Source organism: Acidobacteriota bacterium, from assembly GCA_016196035.1.
GTDB lineage: Bacteria > Acidobacteriota > Blastocatellia > RBC074 > RBC074 > JACPYM01.
Window position 1 is genome coordinate 1 of the sequence record JACPYM010000093.1, and the last position, 24639, is coordinate 24639.

General features: G+C 60.4%; 13 protein-coding genes. 10 read left to right on the top strand and 3 right to left on the bottom strand.

Annotation, left to right across the window (positions count from 1 at the left end; all coding sequences use genetic code 11):
* Window positions 1-110: 110 nt before the first annotated feature.
* On the bottom strand, window positions 111-488 hold the full coding sequence (locus tag HY011_27185) for a hypothetical protein (protein ID MBI3426629.1): 378 nt from the start codon (window positions 486-488) through the stop codon (window positions 111-113).
* A gap of 315 nt (window positions 489-803) precedes the next feature.
* Here HY011_27185 and HY011_27190 point away from each other — a divergent pair, with 315 nt between their 5' ends.
* The 5 genes from HY011_27190 (at window position 804) to HY011_27210 (ending at window position 7101) form a co-directional block, all read left to right on the top strand.
* A complete protein-coding gene (locus tag HY011_27190; GenBank protein MBI3426630.1) occupies window positions 804-1265 on the top strand; it encodes a BlaI/MecI/CopY family transcriptional regulator in 462 nt (153 codons plus the stop codon).
* Window positions 1266-1283: 18 nt separating this feature from the next.
* Window positions 1284-2285 carry a M48 family metalloprotease gene (locus tag HY011_27195; GenBank protein ID MBI3426631.1) on the top strand — a complete coding sequence of 334 codons (1002 nt, stop codon included), beginning with the start codon at window positions 1284-1286 and terminating at the stop codon, window positions 2283-2285.
* A gap of 214 nt (window positions 2286-2499) precedes the next feature.
* A complete protein-coding gene (locus tag HY011_27200; GenBank protein MBI3426632.1) occupies window positions 2500-5223 on the top strand; it encodes a TonB-dependent receptor in 2724 nt (907 codons plus the stop codon).
* 88 nt (window positions 5224-5311) lie between these two features.
* Window positions 5312-5866, top strand: a complete 555-nt coding sequence (thpR, locus tag HY011_27205; GenBank protein ID MBI3426633.1) for an RNA 2',3'-cyclic phosphodiesterase — start codon at window positions 5312-5314, stop codon at window positions 5864-5866.
* A gap of 308 nt (window positions 5867-6174) precedes the next feature.
* Window positions 6175-7101, top strand: a complete 927-nt coding sequence (locus HY011_27210; protein MBI3426634.1) for a TIGR00266 family protein — start codon at window positions 6175-6177, stop codon at window positions 7099-7101.
* A 103-nt stretch (window positions 7102-7204) separates the two neighbouring features.
* Here HY011_27210 and HY011_27215 read toward each other — a convergent pair whose 3' ends face one another.
* Both HY011_27215 and HY011_27220 read right to left on the bottom strand, forming a co-directional pair.
* Window positions 7205-8032, bottom strand: coding sequence for a Bax inhibitor-1 family protein (locus tag HY011_27215; GenBank protein MBI3426635.1), 828 nt, complete (start codon window positions 8030-8032; stop codon window positions 7205-7207).
* Window positions 8025-8639, bottom strand: coding sequence for a leucyl/phenylalanyl-tRNA--protein transferase (locus tag HY011_27220; protein ID MBI3426636.1), 615 nt, complete (start codon window positions 8637-8639; stop codon window positions 8025-8027). Before HY011_27220 ends, HY011_27215 begins: the two co-directional genes overlap by 8 nt.
* Before the next feature lie 138 nt (window positions 8640-8777).
* On the opposite strand from HY011_27220, the gene HY011_27225 reads away from it, so the two are divergent.
* From HY011_27225 to HY011_27245, 5 genes are all read left to right on the top strand, one after another.
* Window positions 8778-10685: a M61 family metallopeptidase gene (locus tag HY011_27225; protein MBI3426637.1), complete on the top strand. Its 1908-nt coding sequence runs from the start codon at window positions 8778-8780 to the stop codon at window positions 10683-10685.
* Window positions 10686-10713: 28 nt separating this feature from the next.
* Entirely contained in the window at window positions 10714-11166 is a 453-nt protein-coding gene (locus tag HY011_27230; GenBank protein MBI3426638.1) for a hypothetical protein, read from the top strand.
* A gap of 145 nt (window positions 11167-11311) precedes the next feature.
* Window positions 11312-16960 (top strand): M36 family metallopeptidase, encoded by a 5649-nt coding sequence (locus tag HY011_27235; protein ID MBI3426639.1) that lies wholly within the window; start codon window positions 11312-11314, stop codon window positions 16958-16960.
* A 216-nt stretch (window positions 16961-17176) separates the two neighbouring features.
* Complete coding sequence (locus HY011_27240; GenBank protein ID MBI3426640.1) at window positions 17177-17542, top strand: hypothetical protein; 366 nt, start codon at window positions 17177-17179, stop codon at window positions 17540-17542.
* 923 nt (window positions 17543-18465) lie between these two features.
* Window positions 18466-24639 (top strand): putative Ig domain-containing protein (locus tag HY011_27245; GenBank protein MBI3426641.1); only part of this gene is annotated, 6174 nt, incomplete at its 3' end.

A 24639-nucleotide genomic window follows, 5' to 3' on the forward strand; every position in this document is an offset into this window, starting at 1 on the left:
ATATGCTTTCTACACACGGATGGTTGCGCTTGGGACTCCTTTCGAGTTTCGTCACCCAAAAGGATAACCCGCTACAACGCAATCATCCGTTTCTTTTTCAATGACCGAGCTTACCCACAAAATCCAGTGGGATCAGCAAATTCCAGATGCGCGCGTCCGCTGAAATCGGTGACCGAAACAACTTTGGCAATCCGGCCCCGGTAATCCTTGCGTTTGCGCGTGCCGCTGAAATCATCGTAGGTGGCATGCTCCAGCGGTTTCGGACACGGCAGGAAAATAAACCGCTGCCCTTGCCAGGAACCAATCGGGTGAAAAGGAAAAAGTGTGGCGGCCTCTGTGGCTGATATGCCTTTGCGCGGCGCTTCAGGCGCAATGTTTTGACGGCTTGGTTCTTGCGCACGCGCGCCTGGGCAAAGCAACACTTGAACCAAGCAGGCGAGACTCACAGCGAAGACCGACGTTGACCAATGATCAAGACGCAGCTTCATGGCTGTACTCCTTTCCGGCAACCGCCGATAACAGTTCAAAGGGTGATTGGAAGTGGCGACAAAAGAGCTTGGGGTTGTTGAATTGGTAGCGGGATTATAGGCAAAGCACGCCAAGGAAGCACGTCTTTTAATGTGTATTCATGGCGTTGATCTGAGCCGGCGTTCTTGACGCCACCAAGGCGCACCGCTTACTTTAGCCGTCCATTCAACACCAATTGAGGCGAGCACGATTCGGCAAATCCTTCGTCACGCGCAACGATGAAGGCTGAATCGGCATTGCACTACGAATGAACGGCAACACAAGCGAATGTTTTTATGAAATACCTCCCTCTCACCAAAGCCCAAATCTCAAAATGGCGTGAGCATCTTTCCGCCCACGACCCTGTCTTAGGCCCGCTGGAACAAGAGGTTTTAGAAATGGTCTGGCAACGCGGCACCGCCAGTGTGCGCGACATTCACCTGGCCGTGGGCGAGCGGCTCGCCTACACCACCTTGATGACGACGCTGGATCGGCTCTTCAAAAAGGGCGTCCTGGCGCGGCACAAAGACGGGCGGGCGTTTTGTTACTCGCCCCGCGCCACCCCCGAAGAACTGGCGCGCGGATTGACGCGCCGCGCCCTGGATGGACTGTTGGGCCGCAGCCACAATGGCGTCGAGCCGCTGTTGGCTTGCATCGTGGATGCCGTCACCGAACATGATCGCGAATTGCTGGATGAGCTGGATCGCTTAATCCAGGAAAAACGCCAGGCGCTTGAACCGACCGAAGGCAACTTGTAGCTATTTAAGGGAACTGCCATGTACGAATTCCTGGGATTATGTTTGGCCTTGGCGACGTTGCTCGCGTGCAATTCATTGGCTTCGCTAGGCACGTCATTACTCTGGCGCGCTTTGGCTGCGCGCGTTGATGAATGGCCCGCGGCAGCGCGTGCACGCCTGCTGTTCACGCTCCGGTCGTTGCCCGCCGTGCTGGCCTTGCTGGTCGTCCTGTTCATCCTGGCGCCCGCTTATGCCGCCAATGAACCACGCCACGGCGTCGAGCCTGTCAGTTTCAAATTAGCGGCGTTGGCATTGTTATCGGCTGCAGGGCTGCTGCTGGCCTGTTGGCGTGGCACAGCCGCCTGGTTGGCGACGCGCCGTTTATTGCGCGATTGGTTGCAACAGGCCGAGCCGTTGGCGCAAAGCGCTTTTGGAGTTCATATTTACCGGTTGGCGCATCCGTTTCCAGTGCTGGCGTTGGTCGGCGTTTGGCGACCGCGCTTATTCATCGCCGATAAACTGCTGAATACTTTGTCACCAGCGGAGTTGCAGGCCGCGCTGGCTCACGAAGCAGGCCATCTGGCCGCGCGGGATAACGCCAAGCGCGCGTTGCTGCGCGCCTGCCGCGACGTTCTGACATTAGTGCCCTGTGGACGCGCACTCGACCTTGCCTGGCACGATGCGGCGGAAGAAGCCGCCGACGAATTTGCTGCCCGCCGCAGTCAGTCCTCGGCACTCGACCTGGCTTCCGCCCTGGTCAAGATTGCCCGGCTGGCTGAGCCGCAAATGCGCCCGACGATGTTGGTCAGCGTCTCGTTCATTGGTTATGAACCCGGCATCCTGGTGCGGCGCGTCACGCGTTTAACGCATTTGGCCGAGGCTGGTACAACCAGCACTGAACGGCTCACACGCGGGGTGGCGACTTTGCAATGGGGCGCGTTGGGAGCTTTGGCCTGCCTGGCGCTGGTCGCGGCTAGCAACCCGGCTATTCTAGCGGCAGCACACGGCGCACTTGAATTCTTTGTCCGCAGCCTGCAATAACCCACGCCAGAGCCTGATGCCAAAGCTTACTGTTTCGTAACTCAGCCGTACTACGACCGCTGGTAGTAGTAGTGCTCGCCCCGCTAAGATCGCTTCTGGTTCTAACTTCACACGCAGCTTACACCGAAGAACTCGCGGGCATTACCGGGAGATGCAACCTTTGCAACGCGCCCGGTGAATCTTGCCAGCAGGCTTCTTCGCTTGCTTCGACCATATGAAACTACAACAACCACACATCACGCTGCTGCAAATCATCCTGCTGTGTCTCAGCCTTTCCGCTGTGGCATCAGCAGACAATCATTCACTCACTGGCACGGTCAAAGATGCTTCAGACGCGCCCGTCAGCGGCGCGGCAGTCAACCTTTTGACTGGCCGGCAAGTGGCTGTGGCTACGACCACGACTGACGCGCAAGGCCGTTTCACCGTCAGCAACATCCAGTCCGGCACCTACGAGGTATTGGTCACGGCGCGCGGGTTTACGGCGCGCAGCCACGCGATTCAAATACCCTCGCCGGAAGCGGATAAACTTGAAATCAAACTCGGTTTGGCTGCGCTGACCGCCGAAATCACCGTGACCGCCGATGTCGGCCTCGTGCAGGAACTCGACAAGACGACGCAACAGGTCAACGTCATCACCGAAGACAAACTGCAACAGCGCGCGACCTCGGTGCTGGCGCAAGCCTTCCGCGAAGAACCCGGCCTGCAATTGCAACGCACCAGCGCTACGATCGGCGCCGTTTTCGTGCGGGGACTTACCGGCGCAAAAGTGGTCACCTTCGTTGACGGCATTCGTTTTTCAACCGCAGCAATGCGCGGCGGCATCAACACGTTTTTCAACATGAACGATACCTCGAACCTGCGCGCGGCTGAGGTCTTACGCGGGCCGAACAGCGCGCAATTCGGCAGCGACAGCTTGGGCGGCAGCGTCCAGTTGATTTCGCGCTCGCCCTTGTTCAGCCCGGACAAATGGCAAACGCACGGCCAGTTCAGCACGCATTACAACTACGCCGATCATGGATTTGGCAGCAATGCGTCGGTCAATTTCGGCAACAAAGATTTGGCCGTGCTCTTCAATCTGACCGGCCATCGCAGCAGCACCTTGCGCAGCGGCGGCGGCTATGACACGCACGCGGCGGTCAATCGTTTCTTAGGGCTTCGTTCGGATGTTTTGGATGGCGCGCGTTCGACCGATACGGCGTTCACGCAATACGGCGGACTGTTCAAGCTGACTTACAAATTCACGCCGCGCGACTTCCTGAATGTGCATTACAACCGCGCGCAGATTGACGGGGGCAAACGCTTCGACCAAACGCTGGGCGGCGATGGCAACCTGCTGGCCGATCTGCGCAATTTCATGAACGACTTTTTCTACAGCCGTTACGAACGCGTCGGCGCGGGCTGGTTTGACACCGTCGCGCTCTCTTATTCCTACAACGCGCAGCGCGAAGAGCGTGTCAACCAGGGCGGCAATGGCAATCCGACGGGCGCGATCACGTCTCAACCTGAACGCACCATCGTGCACGGCTTTCAGGCGCAAGCAGCCAAACATGCCAGGCGCAACAGTGTCACCATTGGCGGCGAGTTTTATTACGACCGCGTGATCACCCCGTCTTATACGCTCAATCCCGTCACCAACGTGGCGGCTATCGCGCGGGGCCGCGTGCCTGACGGCGCGACTTACAAGAGCGGCGGCATTTATGTGCAGGATGTGTTGACGGCCATTCCTGAACGATTGCGCTTGATCGGCGCGGTGCGTTATGGCAAAGCAGCCTATCGCTCGCGCGCGGGGAAATCGCCGCTGGTGAATGGCCAGCCGCTTTGGCCGGATGATGCGTTGACTGCTGATGCTGTGACGCCACGCTTCGGCGCGGTGCTGACCATCGTCGAAGGGCTGAACCTTTCCGCCCAAGTCAGCCGGGGCTTTCGCACACCCCACATTACTGATTTGGGCACGCTGGGTTTGACCGGCGCGGGCTTCGAGGCGAATGCGGCGGACTTGGCGGGTTTTGGCGCAACCATCGGTTCGGCAGCCGACGCCAGCGCCATTTCGACCGGACGCCCGGTCAAGCAACTTGTGCCCGAAACGATGTGGAGCTACGAAGGCGGCATTCACCTGCATCGCAGCCGCATTGACGTTGACTTCAACGGCTTCGTCAACAAGCTCAAAAACAACATCGCCTATCAAACATTGATCCTACCCGCCGGAGCCGTCGGCAAAAAACTGGGCGATCAAACGATTACTTCCCAAAACGCGAACGGCGCGGTCTTCGTCCCGCTTTCGACCGCGCCAGTGCTGGTGCGCGCCAACTTTGACGACGCGCGCATCTGGGGTATCGAACAAAGTTTCAACGTGCGACTGACCAACACGCTGACCTTCGGCCAGAACTTCACCTATCTGTATGCCGAAGACGAACGCAGCGGATTGCCGCCCAACGTCGAAGGCGGCACGCCCGCGCCACAGGGCTATTTGCACTTCCGTTACGAGCCAACTCACCGGCGCTTTTGGATCGAGCCGTATGTCTTCGGCGCGCGCAAACAGGATCGCCTGTCGTCGCTCGATCTGGGCGACCGGCGCACAGGCGCGACCCGCTCGCGCGCCAACATCGCCAACTTTTTCGGACGCGGCGCTTTGGTGCGTGGCCTAATCGCGGCGGGCGCTGACGGACGCTTGGGCACGGCGGATGACATTCTGAAACCGACGGGCGAAACGTTGGCGCAAGTACAAAACCGCGTGTTGGGCACGGCCAATAGCGCGCCGCTCTATCGTTACATACCGGGCTTTATGGTCGTCAGCTTGCGCGGTGGCTTTCGCCTCGGGGAAAACCACGAAGTCATCATTGATCTGGAAAACCTAAACGATAAAAACTATCGCGGGATCAGTTGGGGCATGGATGCGCCGGGCCGCAACATCGGGTTCCGCTACAACTACCGATTTTGATTTCTGTCAGGGTGAACCTCCTGTTACAAGCCCGCAGAACTGGCCTACAATCCGCCCGTTCTGCGGGCTTTTTTTTTGGAGGATGTGGATGCGAATTTTTGTGGCAATCGAGTTGCCCGCTGAAATCAAAACCGAATTGGGCCGGGCGCAAACAGCCTTACGGCAAACGCGCGCTGCCGTCAGTTGGACAAAAAGCGAAAACCTGCATCTGACCCTGCGCTTCCTGGGCGAAGTCGAAACCGCGCGCCTGCCTGCGCTGAAACGGGCTTGCGCTGAAACGGCCCAACAAAGCGCGCCGTTTGCGCTCGGCCTCGACGGTCTGGGCTTCTTTCCCACCGCGCATAAACCGAAAGTCATTTGGGCCGGCTTGCACGATGCGGCTCAGGCCCTAGCGTCGCTTCAGCAAGCGTTGCAAGACCGGCTCGCCGCCTTGGGCTTCCCGCCCGAAGATAAACCCTTTCATCCGCATTTGACCTTTGGGCGCATCAAAACGCCGGGCGGCACAAAACCGTTGGCCGAATGCGTTGCTGCGTATGTCCTACCGCCCTTGCCTTTCGCCGTCACCGAACTGGTGCTGCTGCAAAGCCAGTTGCGGGCCGGCGGCTCGCTTTACACGCCGCTGTTGCGTGCGCCGCTGGGCTGATCTCAAAGTTTTGCGCAGGGGAGTTTTGAGGGGAATGGGTGGCTGCCGCGTGCGTAGCGCAACCCGCCGAGGTTGCGCGGCTTTCGTCGTTGCGTCACTGGCAACCCAAGTTGGAGTGTCTGAGCCCACGCAACCTCGGCAGGGTTGCGCTACGCACGCGGCGTCAGCGATTAACCCGCTGTGTTATGGCCTCACGCAAAACGTTGACGGACACCCAACCATTGCCAGCCGCTTGCTCGCGCGTGCTAAAGTAACCTTGCGCTGTGATGGCGCGCGACGTTTAACCCATAAGCCGAAAGGAAAACACGATGAATTGTTTGAGTTGTGGTCAGTTCCTACCGCCCGATGCGCGGTTTTGCAATAACTGCGGCACACCTGCCCCGCCACCGCAAGCAGCCGCGCCACCGCCGCCATCGGCGGGCGGATACGGCGGCGCTAGAAGCTACGGGGCAGCGGGCGGCATTCACATTGACGCCGATGGACGCGGCAGCGGACGCGGTTACATTTACGAAATCCTGCACCAGCCCTCTTTTTCGCTGGCCGTGATTCAATTGCAGCCCGGCCAATCCATCCAGGCCGAAGCGGGCGCGATGGTTTCGATGTCGGCCAACATCGAATTGCAGTCGCAATTGAAAGGCGGCGTGATGGGCGCGCTCAAACGCATGGTCGGCGGCGAATCGGCGTTCATCTCGACCTTCACCGCGCAAGGCGGCGGCGGCGAAGTCACCTTTGCTCCGCCCATGCCCGGCGACATTGCGGCGCTCGAAATGCAGAATCAGGTTTTCTATGTGCAATCCAGTTCCTACCTCGCGGGCGATCAGGGCTTGCAGGTGGATACGCAATGGGGCGGCGCGAAAACCTTCTTTGGCGGCGAGGGGCTGTTTGTGTTGCAGGTTACCGGCACCGGCTTGCTGCTGATTTCATCCTTTGGCGCGATCCATCGCAAACGGCTCGCGCCGGGCGAACGCTATGTCGTGGACACCGGCCATCTCGTCGCCTGGGAAGGCCACATGCAATACAGCCTGCGCAAAGCGGCGCGCGCCGGTTGGTTGCGCAGCTTTGTCAGCGGCGAGGGCGTCGTGGCGGAATTTATGGGGCCTGGCGAAATTCTGATTCAGACGCGCAATCTGCAAGCCTTCGGCAGCCTGCTGCGCGCGATGTTCCCGAACCAATCGGGCGGCACCGGCGGCAGCATCGGCTCGAGTTTTGGAATTGGGGATTTGTTTGGCGAATGAGAAGGTAGGGGCAGACCTGCGTGTCTGCCCTCTTGGCATTTTTCATAATCGAATGCGTCAATTGCGCAAAGGGGCAGACACGCAGGTCTGCCCCCTACGCTTGCTAACGCCGTCTGCTGGTCAGCAGGAACTGCAAAATAAAGCTGAACAGGTTGATGAAGCTCAGATACAGGCTCATCGTGTGGCGCACGGCCGCATCCCAAGTGTTCTCATCCTGCGTCAGGCGGAAAAACTTGTAGAGGAAGCCAAGCGAAAAGACCACGATCCCGATCAGCGAATAGAGCAGACTCACGCCGCGCGAGAAGCGCACGAAAATGCCGATCAGCCCGACGACGACCAATCCCAACACTCCGATCAGGAAAATCGGCCCCAGGAAACTGAAGTTGATCCCTGTCGTCAACACCACAATGCCGGTGATCAACATGATCGCCGTCGTGCCCGTCAACGACTGAATCACGATGCCCGGCCCTTCTTCGGCCAAGGCGAACCCAACCAGCGGCCCCAGCGTCATACCGCCCAGAAAGCCGAAGCCCATCAGCAAGGTCGTGCCGATCAATCCGCCCCCAAACATCGGGATGGCGAAGATCAGCGCGAACATGCCAATCATCAGCCCAATGATGGCTAGCCAGCCCGACAGGTTACGGCCCACGTAAGCGCCCACCGCGCCCATTGCCACCGAAGCGCTCAACAATCCCATCACTTTGACCAGCAACGGCGTGCTGGTTTCGGGCAGCACGCGCATGCCGATGAGCATGACCAAGAGACCGGCGAATACGGCGATTGCCAGATTCTTAACGGCCAAGGCCTCGGCGCCGATACGGTCGCCCGCATACGAAGATTGACGATAGTATTTTTCAGCTTGCATAACTTTGTCCTCCAAGCCCGGCCCGGTTTCAACCACAGGCCGTGCGTAATCGAACCGTTTAATCAAAGACGCAATCCGTGAGCATCGCTTCGGCCAGCACGCCGAGGTACTCTTGATGCGACAAATCCAGCGCCCCGAAGTGGCTGATATGCCAGGTGCGCATTTGCGCGTCCAGCAAGCGAAACCCACGCGCGCGCAGGCGTTCGACCAAGGCGACCAACGCAATTTGCGAGGCCGATGATTGCCGCGTGAACATGGATTCGCCAAAGAACGCGCCTTTCAATGAGATGCCGTATAACCCGCCCGCCAGCGCGCCGTCGCTCCAGACTTCGACCGAATGGGCAAAACCGCGTTGGTGCAATTCGGTATACAAGGCGATCATCTCATCGCTCAGCCAGACTTCTTCCTGCGTCACTTCACTGTGCCGGGCACAGGCGTGAATGACCTCCAGAAAACAGCTATTGATGCGGATTTCAAAGGGCAGCTTGCGCAGCGCCTGCCGCAACGACCGGCGCACGCGAAAGCGGTCATCCAGCGGGATCACCGTGCGCGGTTCCGCCATAAACCAGTCAATCCGCCCATGCCGTCCGCGCGCCATCGGGAAATATCCCTGCTGGTACGCGGCCAGGATCTGTTCGGGCGTGATGTTGTTCCGCGTGGTTTTGCCTCGCATGGCTTGGCATTATAGCCAATGCGCGGTGAACTGCCAGTCCCATTGCCGGAGCGCTAGACGGCAGGTCGCGCTACTCGAACGCCAGTCGCACGTTGTTCCAGTAGACAGTTCGCGGGACATTTGCCATTCTTGCGCGCCATGAAACACCAATCTCTTCGTCCACATTTGCTGCTGCTCGCCGTTACGCTGTTCGCCGCGTCAGCGTTGAGCCAAACGCCCGCGCCCATGCGGTTCAGCTACACCGTAGCTATGCCGCAACCGCACACGCATCTTTACGAAGTCACCTTCACCATCAGCAACGTCACTGGCCCACAACTGGACGTGTCATTGCCGACCTGGACGCCGGGTTCGTATCTGCAACGCGAATACGCGCGCCACGTGCAGGATTTCGCCGCACGCGCCGACAACGGTCAGCCACTGGCTTGGGAAAAATCCGATAAAGCGACCTGGCGCATCACGACTGGTGCAACTTCGTCGTCAGCGCGCACGGTGCAAATTTTCTATCGTGTCTATGCCAACGAACTGGCGACGCAGACGAGCCATCTGGACGCGACGCACGGCTATTTCAACGGCGCGACGTTGTTTATGTACGTCACCAACGTGGCGGGCGCGAAAGAGCAACCTTACAAGGTCAAGTTCCAACTCGCGGGCGCGACGGCCCAGTGGCGCGTCAGTTCCCCGCTCGCGCTCGCGCCGGATGCGGACGGTTATTTCACCGCGCCGAATTATGACGTGCTGGTGGATTCGCCCACCGAAATCGGCACGCATCAACTGCTGGAATTCAGCGTGCGCGGCAAACCGCATCGCATCGCGCTCTGGCCCGGCATCCCGGCAGGCAGCGGTATCAGCGACAACCGGCTGACCACCGACCTCGCCAAAATCGTCGAAGAGAGCGCGAAGATTTTCAATGGGCTGCCGTATGAGCACTACCTGTTCATTCTGCACGTCCAACCCGGCCTCGGCGGCGGCACTGAGCATTTGAATTCCAACGTCAGCATGACGCGGCCCGACGCCTTCAAAACGCGGCGCGGCTATGACGGGTTGCTCGGCCTCGAAGCGCACGAATACTTCCACTGCTTCAACGTCAAACGCATTCGCCCGCGCGCGCTGGGGCCGTTCGATTATCAGCACGAGAATTACACCAACAATCTGTGGGTCTCTGAAGGCATGACCAGCTATTACGGCGATCAAGTGCTGCGGCGCGCGGGGCTAATTTCAGCCACGGAATATCTGCAAGCCTGGGGCAAGACCATTGCCGATTACCGCCAGACGCCGGGCCGCTTCGAGCAAAGCGCCACCACCGCCAGTTTCAACGCCTGGATCAAGCATTACCGGCCCGACGAGAACTCGCCCAACACGGCCATGAGCTATTACACCAAAGGCGAAATTCTGGGGATGATGTTCGACTTGGAAATCCGTTCGCGTACTGCCAACGCTAAATCTTTGGATGATGTGATGCGCTTGCTGCTCGACAAATACGGCTTGCCCAAACCCGGTTTCACCGATGCCGAATTGAAAGCCGCGTTTGAACAGGTCGCCGGGACGGACTTGACCGACTTTTTTACGCGCTACGTTTACAACCCCGACAGGCCGGGCGCCGAAATCGAATTTGAGCGTTATTGGCGCATGCTCGGCTTGCAAGCGACGGGCGTGTATGGAACGGGCGAGAATGCGCAGCCTAAATTGCTTTCGCCACCCAGCCCACCCGGCACGCTGGGGCTGCGCACGCGCAACAACGGCGACCGCGTCATCGTCAGCAATGTGCTGGCAGGCTTCCCCGCCTACGACGCCGGGTTGAACAACAACGATGAACTGGTCGCACTGGGCGGCCAAAAGCTGGACGCCGCCAATCTCGCCGAACGTCTGGCTGAATTGCGGCCAGGGCAATATGTCACGCTCACCGTCTTCCGCCGCGAGCGTCTGCAAACGTTCACGCTGACGACGGCGTTGAAGCCGTTCGACACTTATACCTTCGCGCTGGCAAAAGACGCGACGCCCGAACAAAAAACGTTGGCGAAGGCATGGCTTGGTGAAGAATTGAAGTAAGGTTGACTATTCGTCACAGAATTGAGCTATGCGTAGGAAAGTCATTCAAGATTTTGCGAATACCTTCTGCCAGAAATTTCTCGACTTACCCAACGGCTATGATGTAGCCAGATTCGCAAAATACGAGAAGGGGACGGTCATCCTAAATATTATTACGGGAGCATGTCTTCTGAATGGCGTAAGCGTGCCAACTTTTAGTACCTGTGACGACTACAGATTATGGCTCCAAAAGCAGTTGGAAACGCATCACATTTCTGAAAATGCAATTATGGCGGCCAAGCTCACAGTTCAATTCTTGGTGTCAGATATAAAGATTGAAATGTCTTTTGGTCACATATTCAGGTCCGCTGATTTTGAGTTCCACTGCGCAAGCGAGATTCAGACAGATGAGAAGGCATATGTCAGCCAAATGAGCCATCGCCAGAAATGGGCCTATGGATATTATTGGGACAAACTTCATGACGGCAACGCTGCTGGATAACCCAACAAACGTGTTATGACCCTCAAATAATCACCCGGTTGGCACAACCCAACTCTCCCTCTATAATCCACCCACCCTGCTGTCAGAAGCCCGACAGCCTGCTCCTATCCCAAACGGCTCGCTCGCTATTTTCCACTCGAAATTTATGTTGAAACGAATCGCTGTCTCTCTTCTCTTCGTCTGCGCTGCGGCGCTGCTATGTTCGCTCACGGCTACGTTGGCCCAGCGGGGTGACGCGCCGACACAAGTTGGCAATCAACCGCCGGCCTTACCAGATTTCGATATTCGCGCCGGGCTGGATCGTTCGCAGCCGGATGCTGGCAACGAACGCGCGCGCCGCTTTCGCCAGGCGCATCCCGACGCCGAATTGAATTTTAGTTCGCTGACCGGCGCGCCTTCGCGTCTGTGGAGCCGTCGCGAGCCGCTGTTAGCCGCCAGCAGTGCGGACGCCGCCGTCAACGCGCGCCGCTTTCTGAAAGACAATGCCGAACTCTTTCAACTCAGCGCCGCCGAGTCGGAGGCGCTCACGGTCACGCGCCGCTACCGCGATGACCATAACGGCGCGACGCACCTGACGCTGGCGCAAACCGCCAATGGCCGAGAGGTTTTCCAATCGGAATTCACCACGCATTTCGACCGCACGGGCGCGTTGCTGGCTGCGAGCGGCGAACTCATTCCCGCCTTGCCGCGCAAGCTCAATCGCACGCAACCAGCATTGACGGCTGAGGCGGCGGTACAGCAGGCTGCCAGCCTGCTGGGGGCTGCGCAATCCGCCCCTTCACTAGCCACAGCAGGCTCGCAGCCTGCTGTACAAACGCCCGCCATCGCCCGTGCCGAAGACACTAAGCTGATTTATTTCCCGCTCACTGCCGCTGAAGTGCGCCTCGCCTGGCAGACGACGCTGTGGTTGCGCGACACGCCGGACGTGTATTTGATCTTGCTCGATGCCGAACGCGGTTCGCTGCTCTATCGCCAAAACCTGACCTGGTATGAACAGAGCCAGACGAATCCGCACGGCCAGGTTTTCACCAAAGACAGCCCGCGCCCCGACGCCCCGGCGCACAATCCGAATCCGCCGACAGTGCCACGCGAAGACCTGCCGTTCAGCCCCGCGCCGTTCAACGGCAAAGCCATTTTTGGCGCGAACGATCCGCATCTGGATTGGTGGGCGGGCGCGGCGGCGACCAGCCTCATCAGCAACAACACCGACACACATCTGGATCGCGATGCCAACAACGCCGCAGACTTGCCGCGCCTCACGGCTGACAATGGCAACTTCGCGTTCCCGCTCGACCTGACCCAAGCGCCCACGACCGCTGACAATCAACGCGTGGCGCAGGTCAATTTGTTTTATTGGGTCAATCGCTATCACGACATTTTGTACAGCTACGGTTTCACCGAAGCGGCGGGCAATTTCCAGACGAACAATTTCACGTTCGGCGGACGCGCCGCTGATGCCGTTCAAGCCGATGCGCAAGACGGCGGCGGCACCAATAACGCCAATTTCTCGACCGGCGCGGATGGCTCAGCCGCGCGTGTGCAAATGTATCTCTGGTCGGGCAGCCCGCAACTCGACGGCAGTTTGGATCAGGGCGTCATCCTGCACGAATTGTCGCACGGCTTGAGCATTCGCCTGGTCGGCAACGGCACCGGTTTGACCGGCATTCACGCGGGCGGCATGGGCGAAGGCTGGTCGGATTACTTCGGCATCGCGCTGCTGCGCAGTGAAAGCGACGACGTAGACGGCAGCTATCCCGTCGGCCAATACGCGTTCAACAACTACCGGCTCGGCATCCGCCGCTTCCCTTACAGCACCGACAAGCGCGTCTTCCCGCTCACCTTCGGCGACATTCGCCGCAGCACCGAAGTCCACAACGTCGGCGAAATCTGGTGCAACGCCCTGCTCGAAATGCGCGCGCTGTTGATCAAACAACTTGGTTTTCAGGAAGGCCAGCGCCAGAGCCTGCAACTGGTCGTGGATGGTTTGAAGCTGACGCCGCGCGCGCCTACGTTTCTCGACGCACGCAACGCCATCCTGCTGGCTGACAAGATGAATAACAACGGCACAAATCAGTGCCTGCTCTGGCAAGCGTTCAGCAAACGCGGCATGGGCGCGGCGGCCACCACGCTCAACGGCAACGATGGCCGCCCCGAAGAAGCATTCGATCTGCCCGCGTCTTGCAGCGCCGCAGGCACGCTGAGTTTGAATCGCTCGGCCTATCTGCTGGGCGAAACGATTCAACTCAAACTCGGCGACCGCAACGCCAGCACGCCTGCACGAGTGCGCGTCGAAAGCACCGTCACGGGCGATCAGGAAACCCTCACGCTCAACGCCGACGCCACGCTGGTCGGCGCGTTTGACGCGACACTGCGCCTCGCCGCCGGTGCGGCCAATCGCGGCGACGGCGTCTTGCAAGCCTCGTTGGCCGCGCGCGACAAAATCAAAGTGACTTACGACGACGCCGACAACGGCAACGGCACAGCCGCGCAAGTGATCGCCCTGGCCGATCTGGCGGGCGAAAAAACTGTCTTTGAAGACACCGTCGAAAGCGCCAATCCCGGCTGGCAAACCAGCGGCACACCCGCCGTGTGGAGCGTCACCGCATCGCGCGCCGGTTCGGGCGTGCAATGCTGGACGGACAGCGCCAGCGGCAACTACGCCAACAACACCGACAGTTCGCTCATCTCGCCGGTCTTCGATTTCAGCAACGCGGCGGGCGTGACGCTGACGTTTGCGCACAGTTACGCGCTCGAAACCGGCTTTGATTACGGGCTGGTCGAATTCTCGCTGGATGACGGCGCGACCTGGCAGCGCGCGGCGGCTTTCACCGGCACACAGGCAGCGTTCACACAGGCGCGGCTTTCGCTCGACAAGCTGGCAGGCATTGCGCGTGCGCGGCTACGCTTTCATTTATTGACGGACGCGGGCACGACTGCCGATGGCTGGTATGTTGACGACATACGCCTGATCATTCGCACTTCCGATCCGGCAGTATTGCCACCCACGGCCACGCTCGCGCCGGTCATTACCGAGGTGTTGCCGGCCTTTGGTTCGCCGAACGGCGGCACGGCGGTCAAACTCAATGGCGCGAATTTCACCGAGAGCGCCGACACGCGCGTCTTCTTCGACAATGCGGCGGCCAGCAACGTCAGCGTGCTGGGCGGCACCGTGCTCAGTTGTACAACGCCGCCGCACATCTTCGGCCCCGCGACCATTCGCGTTGAGAATCGTAACGGCGCGGCGGTCTTCACGAACGGCTTCACTTACTACACGCGGCCCGCGACAGTGCCACAACCAAAGGCCACGAGCATTTTCCCGGCTTCCGGCTCATTGCGGGGCGGCACTACCGTAACGCTCACCGGCACAGATTTCACACCGGAGGCCGCCGTGATGTTTGGCACGCTGGCCGCGCGTTCGGTCACCTTTGTCAGCGCCAATGTCTTGCGCGCCGGCACCCCGACCGCCACCGCGACCGGCCCGGTTGACGTGGCGGTGACGAATCCGACCACGGCCAAAGCCACGCTGGCGAATGCGTTCAATTACACCGCCGCGACACCGCCGACGGCACGCACGATCTTGCCCAATGGCGGCGAACGCTTTTTCATCGGCAACACGATCACGTTGCGCTGGCAATCCAGCGACAATCGCACCGTCGTGCGCCACCGGCTGGAATTGCAACGCAGCCTGGGTCAACTCACACCCGCGTTTGAAAAAGTCAGCGACATCGCGACCGACCTGCCCGGCACGGCGCAATCGTTCAACTGGACGATCCCGAATACGCTGGCACCCAGCACGTTGTACCGGCTGCGCGTGATCGCCGTGGATGACGAAGGCAGCGAGGGCGACGCTTATTCAAGCGCCGATTTCAGCGTCGAACGGCGCTGGCTCGCCAACACAGCGCTGCCCCAAGCCGCGCAACGCAGCGCCGTGACCAACGATGGCCGCTACATCTATTCCATCGGCGGACGCACCAGCGCCGTCAGCAGTTCGACCACCAGTACCGTGCGCCGCTATGATCCTGACGCGAATGCCTGGACGACGCTGGCGTCTTTGCCCATCGGGGTGAACGCGGCGGACGCGGCGTATTTGAACGGCAAGATTTATGTGCCCGGCGGTATCAATGTGCAGACCGAATTGGAACCGCGCCAGTTCGTTTATGACATTGCCGCGAACACCTGGGACACCGCCGCCACACCGCCCGGCGATGTCTATCTTTACGCCACAGTCGCTGACACGGCGCGCGGCGTCTATTACCAACTCGGCGGCGTCAGCCTCAGCGCAAACGAAGCGGTCAACGCCGTGCGCGCCTACGATCCGCGCACCAACACCTGGAGCAGCCTGCCACCGTTGTTGGCCGCACGCTTCGCCCACGAGGCCGCGCTCATCAACGGCAAGCTCTATGTCGCGGGCGGCAGCGACACCGCCGACACCTTGACCAGCGCCGAGGTCTTCGATTTCAGCACACAAAGCTGGACGCCCATTGCCCCGCTGCCCCGCGCGCGCCGTTATGCCGTCAACGGCTTTGGCACAGACGAAGCGGGCCGCCCACTCTGGCTCCTCGCCGCTGGCGAAGAAGCCGCAGGCCTGCCCGCATACGGCAATGTCGAAGCGTATGACCTCGCTGCCAATCGCTGGTTCACGCTCGACAATTCATTCAACCTGACGACCGCGCGCACGGCGCTGAGCGGCACGTTGCTGAACGGCTTTTTGTACGCGCTCGGCGGCGGCACAGCTTCGAGCGGCACAACCACCAACAGCACCGCCAACGAACGCTTGAAACTGACCGGCGTCGCGTTGACCGTGCCCAATCAACCGCCGCTCTTGACCGTCCCCGCCACGCAACTCGCTTTCGTCAACGCCGAACTGCGCCTGCCCGTCACGGCCAATGATTTCGGCGCGGATTCACCGCTCACACTCACTGCGCAAGGACTGCCCGCAGGCGCGACCTTCGACGTGACCAGCAACGGCAACAACCAGGCGCGTGGACTGTTGCGTTGGACGCCACAAGCCGCCGATGCCGGGCGCATCGTCTCAATTAGCTTCACGGTCAGCGACGGCCAGTTGAGCGATGTCAAAACCGTCGCCTTGCGCGTCGTGTCGCCGGGGCCGCTCGCCACCGTCAGCGCCGCGGATTATCGCGGTGGCCAACTCGCGCTCGATTCCATCGTCGCCGCCTTCGGCACGAATCTGGCGAGCGGCATCGAAACGGCGCAATCGCTGCCGCTGCCGCAAGCGCTGGCGGGCACGACGGTCACCGTCAATGGCGTACTCGCGCCGCTCTTTTTCGTCTCGCCGACGCAACTCAATTTCCTGATCCCACCCAACCTCGAACTCGGCCCCGCGCAAATTCTGGTCAGCACTGCCGCCGGCAGTTATGCCCTCGGCACCGTTGAGATCGTTGCCGCGCGCCCGGCCCTCTTCACCGCGAACGCTTCGGGCCAAGGCGATGCCGCCGCCGTCGCCACGCCTGACGGCGTCACGTTCCAAACCGCACCTTTCGATGTGACGCTCAATGGCAAGCCAAACGTCTTGCTGTTGTTCGGCTCAGGCCTGCGCCGCGCGTCCACCAACACGCCCAACGCCAGCAACGGCGTGGCCGATGCCGTCAACGTCACGATTGAAGGACTGACTGCGCGCGTGCTATTTGCGGGGGCGCAAGGCGGTTTGGCGGGACTCGATCAACTCAACGTGGAATTACCGGCGGGCCTGGCGGGCAAAGGCGCGCGTCGCGTGGACGTGCTGGTCACCGTGAATGGCCTGGCGGCGAATCGCGTGACGATAGCGATCAAGTAAGCAAACAACTCAGGGCATCCTCTGAGAGCGCAGGCAAGGAGGCCTGCGCTCTCAGTTTTTTTTACAGAAAGAAAAGTTTTGCCTTGATGATTATTTCGCCGCGCCCTTCCCGCTTTACAGGACGAGAGCGAATGGCTTTCACAAACAGTGAGACGGCGGCAAGTTCGCCTTCGTCCGCAGAGATAGATCACTACGACGAATTAGAAGGAGTACGATATGAAAAACCAAACTTATGTTTCCATTTTGGCTGGGTTGGCGCTCACCGTGTGTCTGGCGTTGTCGGCGGTTGCCACGTTTGCGCAAGGCGACCGGCAGATTCAGAAGGGCCCCATCACCGTTGACCCGAACCTGGTTTACCTCAAGTGCGCGCCCGCCAAAAGCGATGTCGCCGCGTTGGTGACCGTCACCAACACCAGCAGCCAGGCGGTGCCGCAAGGCGCGAAACTCTTCGTCAAGAACCAGAAGGGTTTGAATACCAGCTTCCCCCTCGGCAGCAGCTTGAAAGCGGGCGCTGACATGACGGTGAACCTGGGTGGCTCGTGGACGGACAGCGCGCCGTGCAGCGCCTACGCCAAGAAGTAACCGCGGAAGACTCAAGATACGGCAGGCTACGGCCCGCTCCTTGTCACTGGGCAGGCGGACGGCAACAACACTACGCGTGATTGTTGCCGTCCGCCTTTTTTTCGTCTGCGCCGCAGCACTTCACGAAACGGCTCCGTATTTTGTGGAAAGATTTTTCTTCCTGTGAGTTTTTTGGGGCTGTTGCCGTCTTTACATGAACTTGGCGTGCCAGGGCAACTATAGACCTCAAGAAAAAGAATTTCCCTAGCAAGCTCCAACGGAGCATCAGCCAACAGCCTGGGGTGCAGCCCCAGGCTGCACATTGAGTCGTTGCGCGAAGCCCTGAAAGGGTGCCAGCCATAGGCTTGGCTGGCGCCCTTTCAGGGCTTGCCGAACCATTTGCACGCCCCCAGGGCTTCACCCTGGGCTGTTGGCTGGCCGTCCCTTTGGGACTTTTCGGAAATTCTTTTTCTTAAAAACTATAGATCGGATTTCAATTGCCAGTACGGTGTGGTGCGGGTTCTTTACCCGCACCGCCTGGGCCGCCGCGTGAGTGCGGGTAAAGAACCCGCACCACATGTTCCCGTACACGCGCCTGAAAACCGATCTAAGGCAAAGCGCGGCGCGGGGACGGTACCGCGCGCGTCAGCAAGCGGCGGCTGGAAGATTGCCCCCTTGCGCAAAATCTGCGCGATGCCGCTTGCTCACGCGCGCGGTACCGTCCCCGTGACTCTTTCCCCGGCCCTGTTCCCCGAATTTTTTACAGCAACAGATTTTTTTTGCGCCCGTGATTATTCCCGCCACCGCTTCCCGCTTTACCGGTCGGAGAACGAAACAACAACGCCGCACCAAAGCGCGCAAGGACCCAGACGAAGGCGCTGGCGAGGTCGCAGTGTGCCTGCGCCGCGCCCGCTTCCAACCAACGAGACAAAGGAGTTTGCGTTATGAAGACCATCCACCAATTCAAGTTCAAACCCATTCAATTCATCACCATCAGCGGATTGCTGCTGAGCGTCTGCCTGGCGGCGCTGCTGCTGCGGCCTAGCGCGCCCGCGACGCTCAGCAACAACACGCTGCACGGCGCGGCGGCGGTCGAGCAGTTGAAACAAGACGGTTCGTATGACTCGTTGAACGCCGCGCTCAACGCAACACGTTATCAAGTGAATCAAACGGGCAGCGCCTGGCGCGCCGAGAATCCGGCGCAGCGGTTGCGCGCGCAATTCACACCAACGGAAGTGCGGATGACAGAAACGCAGTCGAGCAAACCGCAATGGCAATTCGGCATGAGGCTGAGCGGTTACGGTTACGGCGACCAGCTTGCGCCCGTCAGTGCAGGCACGCTCACGAGTAACGGCAGTCGTGTCGAAATCCGCAAAACCCAAATTTCAAATTCAAAATCTGAAATTACCGAATGGTACGTCAATGACCCCGCAGGCTTGGAACAGGGTTTCACGCTCGCCGCGCCACCCTCTCCAATCTCCAATCTCAAATCGCCAATGCCCTTGCGCCTCGCCTTGCAACTTTCTGGCGATCTGCGCGCAGCCTCCGCCAACCAACAAGCCATCACATTGAAAGATAAACAGGGCCGCGCCGTGCTCAGCTACGATCATCTGGCCGCGTGGGATGCCAAGCACCAAGCGCTGCCCGCGACGATGCGCGCGGACGGTGACACGCTCACGCTGGAAGTGGACGCGAGCCACGCCGTCTATCCCATCACGATTGATCCGCTGATTGCGCAACAGGCAAAGTTTACGGCGGCAGATGGTGCGGCGGGTGACAAATTCGGCACCTCGGTGGCAGTCAGCGGTGATTACGCCATCGTCGGCGCGCCGGAAGACGACGCGCAACGCGGTTCTGCTTACGTCTTCGTGCGCAGCGGCTCAAGTTGGACGCAACAGGCCAAACTCATCGCGGTGGATGGGGTGGCCGCCGACCGCTTTGGCATCTCGGTTTCAATCAGTGGGCCGACGGCAGTCATTGGAGCAAGTGGCGCGGATTCCGAGGGCAACGTCAATCACGGCGCAGCCTACGTCTTCGTGCGCAGCGGTTCGAGCTGGTCGCAGCAAGCCAAATTGGCCGTTAGCGATGGCTCGCAAGTTTCGAGTTTCGGCTTTAGCGTAGCGGTCAGCGGCGACACCGCGCTCATCGGCACGCCGGCTTACGGTCTGGGCGGCGAGACCTCGCGCGGCGCGGCCTACGTCTACGCGCGCGCCGGAGTAACTTGGAGCGTGCAACAGAAGCTGCTGGCGAACGATGGCGCAATCGGCGACAACTTCGGCACGAGCGTCGCGCTCGACGGCGACACGGCGCTGCTCGGCGCATTGGCGGCCAACATCAACGCCGCCAGCGATCAAGGCGCGGCGTATGTCTTCACGCGCAGCGGCGCAACCTGGAACCAGCAAGCCAAGCTCTTTGCCAATGATGGCGCGTCCAACGATCAATTCGGCGGGACAGTTGCGTTGAGCGCCGACACCGCCGTCATCGGCTCGCGCTTGTCTGATGTCGGCGGCCACAGCAATGAAGGCGCGGCCTACGTCTTTGTGCGCAGTGGCGCGGTTTGGAGCCTGCAACAGAAGCTGGTGGCGGCAGACGGCGGCGATGGAGATGCGTTCGGCGTCTCAGTCACTGTCAGCGGCGATCTGATTGCCGTCGGTTCAGACGATTACGATCTGGTCGGCTATCAAAATCAAGGTTCGGTTTATCTGTTTACACGCAACGGCGGCGTGTGGAATCAGCAGCAGAAGCTACGGGCGGCGGATGGTGCAGAGTATGACCATCTGGGCAAAGCCGTCGCCATCAGCGGCAACACCATCGTTGGCGGCGCGCCTCAGGCAGATGTCAACGGCAGCACGGATCAAGGCGCGGCGTATGCTTTCATCGTCGTCAATGACGTGGCGCAGGCGCAAAAGATTTTTGACGCTGGCGGCAAGCTTAACGCCGAATTCGGCAATAGCGTTGCGATCAGCGGCGACACGGCGGTGGTCGGCGCGCACTTCGACACGATTGGCGCGATCTTCCCTGGTTCTGTCTATGTCTTCATACGCAACGGCGCGACGTGGACGTTGCAACAAAAGCTGACGCCTGCCGATGGTGCGTCAAACGATCAGTTCGGGATCCGTGTCGCCGTCAGCGGAGACACGCTTGTGATCGGCGCGCCTTTCAAAGCCAACGGCGCGGCCACCGAGCAAGGCGCGGCTTATGTATTCGTGCGCAACAACGGTGTCTGGTCACAACAACAGAAATTGCTCGCCAATGACGGCGCGGCCAATGACCGGTTCGGGTTCGCCGTCGCGATCAACGGCGATACAGCACTGATCGGCGCGCCTGCCGATCAAATTGGCGCGATCAGCAATCAAGGCTCGGTCTATGCCTTCACGCGCAGCGGCGCAAATTGGAGCCAGCAACAGAAGCTGACGGCTGCGGACGGCGCAGCAGGCGATTACTTCGGCGAGGCGATCGCGATGAGTGGTTATGCGGCGATCATCGGCGCGCCGTTTGATACGATCAACGGAGTCGCCAGTCGCGGTTCGGCTTACGTCTTCAACAACGGCGGCGGCGTGACCTGGAGCCAGCAGCAAAAACTGACAGCCTCGGACGGCGCGGCGAATCACAATTTCGGCTATGCCGTGGCGCTGGACGGCCCGACGGCCTTGGTCGGCGCATACGGCAACGGCGGTGGCGCGGCTTACGTCTTCGCCTACAACGGCTCAACCTGGAATCAGCAGCAGGAACTCTTCCCCAGCGATCCGGTGGCGGGCAACCTCTTCGGCGCAGCGGTCGCGCTCAGCGGCGAATTGGCCTCCATCGGCGCGCCCAATTACGACACCGCACAAAATCAGGATCAGGGCGCGGCGTACCTGTTCGAGCGGCAAGGCAATGTGTGGAATCAGCGGCAAAAACTGCTGGCCTCGGACGCGGCGGCGGGCGATAAATTCGGCCAAGCGATTGCGATGACAGGCTCAGACATATTGGTCGGCGCACCTTCAGATGACATCGCGCAAAACAATCAAGGCTCGGTTTATTACTTCCGCTATACGGTGTGCTCGACCATCATCCTGAATGCTACGCCGCCCAATGGCACGGTTGGCACATCGTACAACCAGCAACTGTCAGCGACGGGCGGAGTCGGGCCGTATCAATACGCGCTTTCGAGCGGCACACTGCCGCCGGGCTTATCGCTGACGCAAAGCGGCCTGCTGGCGGGTACCCCCATGACCCCAGGCACGTTTAACTTCACCGTCACGGCGATGACCGCGAGCCTCTGTTCAGGCAGTCAGGCGTACACCGTCACCATCGCACCTAATTGCCAAACCATTACGCTCAATCCGGTCAGCTTGCCCACAGGCACAGTCGGCACTGCTTACAATCAACCGCTCTCGGCGCAAGGCGGTACCGCGCCCTATACTTTCAGCCTCAATCCCGGCGATTCATTGCCGCCCGGTTTGTCGCTGATCAATGGCGCCATCGTTGGCGGCGCGCAACAAAGCGGCACGTTCAACTTCATAATCAAGGCGACCGATGCGCAGGGTTGCTTGGGCATGCGTGCCTACAGCTTTACCGCGACGTGCCAGACGCTCAACGTCTTCCCGGCTAGCTTGCCAGCGATGACCGTGGGCGTGCCTTTCAATCAAGGGCTTTCGGCCAGCGGCAGCGATGGCCCGTACACTTACACGCTCGGCGGTGGCGCGTTGCCAGGCGGCATCACGCTTTCAACAGGCGGCTTGCTGTCGGGCACGCCGATGACAAGCGGCAATGGCAGCTTCACCGTCAACGCGGCTGATGTGTATGGCTGCGCGACGCCGAAGCAATACAACTTCACGGCCAATTGCGGGACGCTCACGATCACACCAGCGAGCTTGCCCGACGGTGCGACCGACGTGGCCTATAACCGGCAACTCTCGACGACGGGCGGTAATGGGACGTACACCTACAGCCTGCCCATCAACGTATTACCGCCGCCAGGTTTGACGCTGTCGCCGAGCGGAAGCTTGAGCGGCACGCCGACGCAAGCGGGGCAATTCAATCTCACGGTCAACGTCGCTTCGGGCGGTTGCACAGGCCAGCAAAGTTACACACTAACGATCACGCAAACTTGCGGCACGCTGACGCTCAATCCGCCGAGTTTGTTGAACGGCACGGTGGGCACAAACATCAACGTGCAATTCACCACGACAGGTGCCCAGGGCGCGGTGGATTACGCCGTGACGGCGGGCGCGTTGCCGACAGGCTTGACGCTTACGCCGGCGGGTTTGCTGTCAGGCGCACCCACGCAAACGGGCGTTGCCAACTTCACCGTGACGGCGACCGATGCGAATGGCTGCACGGGGCAACACAGTTACATCATGACGATAACCATTGCTTGCCCAACCATCACGCTGACGCCGGCCACGGTACCGAATGGACAGGTAAATGCGTTTTACACCCAGCAATTCATTGCCAGTGGCGCGGGGCCATATTTTTACACCATCAGCGCGGGCGCGTTGCCGAACGGGGTGGTGTTGTCCACCACGGGTATTGCCAGCGGTACGCCGACAACCAGCGGCCAATTCAACTTTACCGTCTCAGCGGCGGATGCGAATGGTTGCACGGGCACGAAACAATACACCTTAGCCATTCTGACTGGTTGTCCGGCCATTAACCTCAGCCCGGCGATACTGCCGAATGGGCAACTAAATGTGGCCTATAACCTAACCATCACGGCTAGCGGAGGCGCGATGCCTTACAGCTACGGCATCAGTTCCGGTGCCTTGCCCAGTGGTCTGACGCTGAGCACGGCAGGTGTGTTGAGCGGCACGCCCACGGCAAGCGGGCAATTCACTTTCACTCTTACTGTGACGGATGCCAATGGCTGCACCGTGCAAATAAACCATGGCATAGCTATTACGGCTTGTCCCACAATCAACGTCGTCCCCGCGCCACCCAGCCCCGCGTTCATCGGCGTGGCTTACAACCATACGTTCAGCGCGACGGGCGGCGTGGCGCCCTATACCTATTCGATCATTGGTGGCGCGCTCCTTGACGGCTTGACGCTTTCGCCGGCGGGCGTAATTTCCGGCACGCCGACCGGGATTGGCGGCTCCGGCAGCGCCTTCGATGTTAAGGCGACCGATGCCAACGGCTGCCTGGGCCAGGCCTCATTCGGCATGTCGCTCAACAGTTGCCCAAGCATCACGGTCAATCCGGCCACGCTGCCCGCAGGCACAACCGGCACAGCCTACAACCAAACCATCACGGCCAGCGGCGGCACGGGGCCATACAGCTACACAGTGAGTGTGGGCAGTTTGCCGCCGGGCTTGAACCTGTCGGCGGCAGGCGCGCTGACCGGCACGCCGGCGCTCAACGGCAGCTACCCATTCACAGTGAAGGCGACCGCCGCCAACGGCTGCACGGGCACGCGCGCCTACACGCTGGTCATCAACTGCGTCACCATTACGGTTAATCCGGCGACCTTGCCGGCGGGCGTAATGGGTACGGCGTACAGCCAGCAACTCACCCAAACCGGCGGCACTGGCGCGATCACCTGGAGCATAGGCCCCGGCGGCTCGCTGCCGAATGGCGTGACGCTCAATCCAAATACCGGCTTGCTTGAGGGGACACCCACCGCCAGCGGCACCTTTAATTTCACGGCGGTCGCGACGGATGCAAACAGTTGCGGGGGCGTGCGCGCCTATACGTTCACCGTCAACAGCGGCAGTTGCCCGACCATCACGGTCAATCCGGCGACGCTGCCCAACGCCACGGCCAGCGTGAATTACAACCAGCAACTCACGGCCAGCGGCGGCGCGGGCACGTACACCTACGCACTGCAACAGGGCAATCTGCCGGCGGGCTTCAACCTGACGGCGGCGGGCGTGCTGAGCGGCATCACCAATGTGAATGGCACGTACAACTTCACCGTCAAGGCGACCGACGCCAACAACTGCACCGGCACGCGCGCCTACACGCTGACGGTCGGTTGCGCGGCGCTCACCGTCAATCCGGCCAGCTTGCCCGTCGCCGTGGCGGGCGTGACGTTCAACCAAACGCTCACGCAAACGGGCGGCACGGGCGCGATTGCCTGGAGTGTGAGCGCAGGCGTATTACCCGCAGGTTGGACGCTCAATGCCGGCACGGGTCAA